Origin of the sequence: Acidovorax sp. HMWF018, from assembly GCF_003061035.1 — a bacterium.
Taxonomy (GTDB): Bacteria; Pseudomonadota; Gammaproteobacteria; order Burkholderiales; family Burkholderiaceae_C; genus Acidovorax; species Acidovorax delafieldii.
Map to the genome: position 1 here is coordinate 36,106 of NZ_QAIM01000423.1, position 2,213 is coordinate 38,318.

Annotated in this window: 3 protein-coding genes; all 3 read left to right on the forward strand. The window is 69.5% G+C overall.

What is annotated here, in order from left to right; all coding sequences use genetic code 11:
• Positions 1–304, forward strand: a 304-nt coding sequence (locus DBR23_RS30945) for a TonB-dependent receptor domain-containing protein (RefSeq protein WP_233250530.1), incomplete at its 5' end; no start/stop codon positions are given.
• A gap of 66 nt (positions 305–370) precedes the next feature.
• Positions 371–1,063: a Fe2+-dependent dioxygenase gene (locus tag DBR23_RS17580; protein WP_108499099.1), complete on the forward strand. Its 693-nt coding sequence runs from the start codon at positions 371–373 to the stop codon at positions 1,061–1,063.
• 115 nt (positions 1,064–1,178) lie between these two features.
• Positions 1,179–2,213, forward strand: a 1,035-nt coding sequence (locus DBR23_RS17585) for an alpha-hydroxy acid oxidase (RefSeq protein ID WP_108499100.1), incomplete at its 3' end; no start/stop codon positions are given.

Below are 2,213 nucleotides of genomic sequence, written 5' to 3' on the forward strand. Positions count from 1 at the left end.
ACCCGGCCTCACGCCCAAGCACAGCGGCAGCGTGTGGAGCACCTACGCCGTCACCTCCAAGCTGCGTGTGGGTGCTGGCCTGACATACCGCGCCAAGCAGAACCCCGAGGGCTCGCGCGCCGTGTACGCCAGCGGCTTTGCCGTGGTGGACGCCATGGCCGAGTACGCGTTTGACGACAAGACCTCGCTGAAGCTGAACGTCAGCAACCTGTTCGACCGCACGTATGCCGAAGGCCTGTACCGCGGCTTCTACACGCCCGGCGCCCCGCGCGCTGTGCAGCTGACGCTGAAGACACGCTTCTGACGCACCTCTGAAGTCCCTCGAATGAACCGGCCCCGGCACTGCCCGGGGCCGGTTCACAATGGCTCCATGTTCCTGCACATCCAAGACGTTCTCACCGCCGACGAGGTCGCGTTCTTCCGGCAAAAGCTCTGGGCGGCCGACGCCCCCTGGGTGGACGGCGCCCGCAGCGCGGGCGGCCAGGCGGTGCACCAGAAAAACAACCTGCAGCTCGCACAAGCCAGCGAGCTGTCCGCCCAGCTCCAGGGCCTGGTCAAGGCCGCGTTGAATCGCAACGCCCTCTTCTTTTCGGCCGCGCTGCCACGCCGCATCTACAACCCGCTGTTCAACAAGTATGGCGATGGCGCCAACTACTATGGCAACCATGTGGACAGCGCCGTCATGCACTCCCGCGCCGACAGCTGCTGGGTGCGCAGCGACCTGTCGTGCACGCTGTTCCTCACCCCGCCCGAGGACTACGACGGCGGCGAGCTGGTGATTGACGAAGCCCTGGGCGAGAAGCGCATCAAGCTGCCTGCGGGCGACATGATCCTGTACCCCAGCAGCACCGTGCACCAGGTCGCGCCGGTCACGCGCGGGCACCGCGTGAGCAGCTTCTTCTGGGTGGAGAGCATGGTGCGCGGGCTGGAGCAGCGCCAGTTGCTGTTCGACATGGACATGGCCCTGCTCAAGCTGCGCCAGACACACGGCGACACCGACCCGTCGGCCATCGCGCTGTCGGGCACGTACCACAACCTGCTGCGCATGTGGGCCGATGTGTGAACCGCAGGCCCCTACCCCACGGCTGCGACCGAGGGTATGAGACACCCCGCAAGAACTATTATTTTGATAGCACCCAGCGCATGATCCACTAGCGCTTGGTGCTATTTTTGTTTGTATGACCCAATTTCCTGCACGCCACACCATCCCCCCGGGCCTGGTCACCCTGGCCGACCACGAGCAACACGCGCGCACGCAGCTGGACGACAACGCCTGGGCGTACTTCAGTGGCGGCGCGGCCGACGAGATCAGTCTGCACGCCAACCGCAGCGCCTGGGACGCCCTGCCCCTGTGGCCCCGCGTGCTGCGGCCGCTGGCGGGTGGGCACACCCGCGTGCCCCTGCTGGGCCGCACGCTGGCGCACCCCATCCTGCTCGCACCCGTGGCCTTCCAGCGCCTGGCGCACCCCGACGGCGAACTGGCCATGGCCTACGCCGCAGCAGCGCTGGGCGCGGGCGTGGTGCTCAGCACCCAGGCCAGCGTGTCGCTGGAGAGCGTGGCCCAGGCCGTCCTGCCCGACCCGGGGCGCGGCCCGCTGTGGTTTCAGCTCTACCTGCAACCCGACCGTGGCTTCACCCAGGCGCTGGTGCAGCGCGCCGAAGCGGCCGGCTACGAGGCCCTGGTGCTCACGGTGGATGCCCCCACCAGCGGCGTGCGCGACCGCGAACGGCGTGCGGGCTTTCGGCTGCCGCCCGGCGTGGGCCCGGTCAACCTGGCAGGCCTGCAGGCACCCACCCCTTCCGCATTGGGCCCCAGCCAGAGCGCCCTGTTCGACGGCCTGCTCCACCATGCGCCCACGTGGGACGACATCGCGTGGCTGCAGTCCATCACCCGGCTGCCGGTGCTGCTCAAGGGCGTGCTGCACCCCGCCGACGCGGGCCAGGCCGTGTCGCTGGGCGCTGCGGGCCTCATCGTGTCCAACCATGGCGGGCGCACGCTGGACACGGCCCCCTCCACCGCCACCGCCCTGCCCCGTGTGGTGCAGGCCGTGCAGGGCAAGGCGCCGGTGCTGGTGGACGGCGGCATCCGGCGCGGCACCGATGTGCTCAAGGCCATGGCGCTGGGCGCCTCCGCCGTGCTGGTGGGCCGCCCAGCCGTGTGGGGCCTGGCCAATGCAGGTGCTGCGGGCGTGGCCCATGTGCTGCGCCTGCTG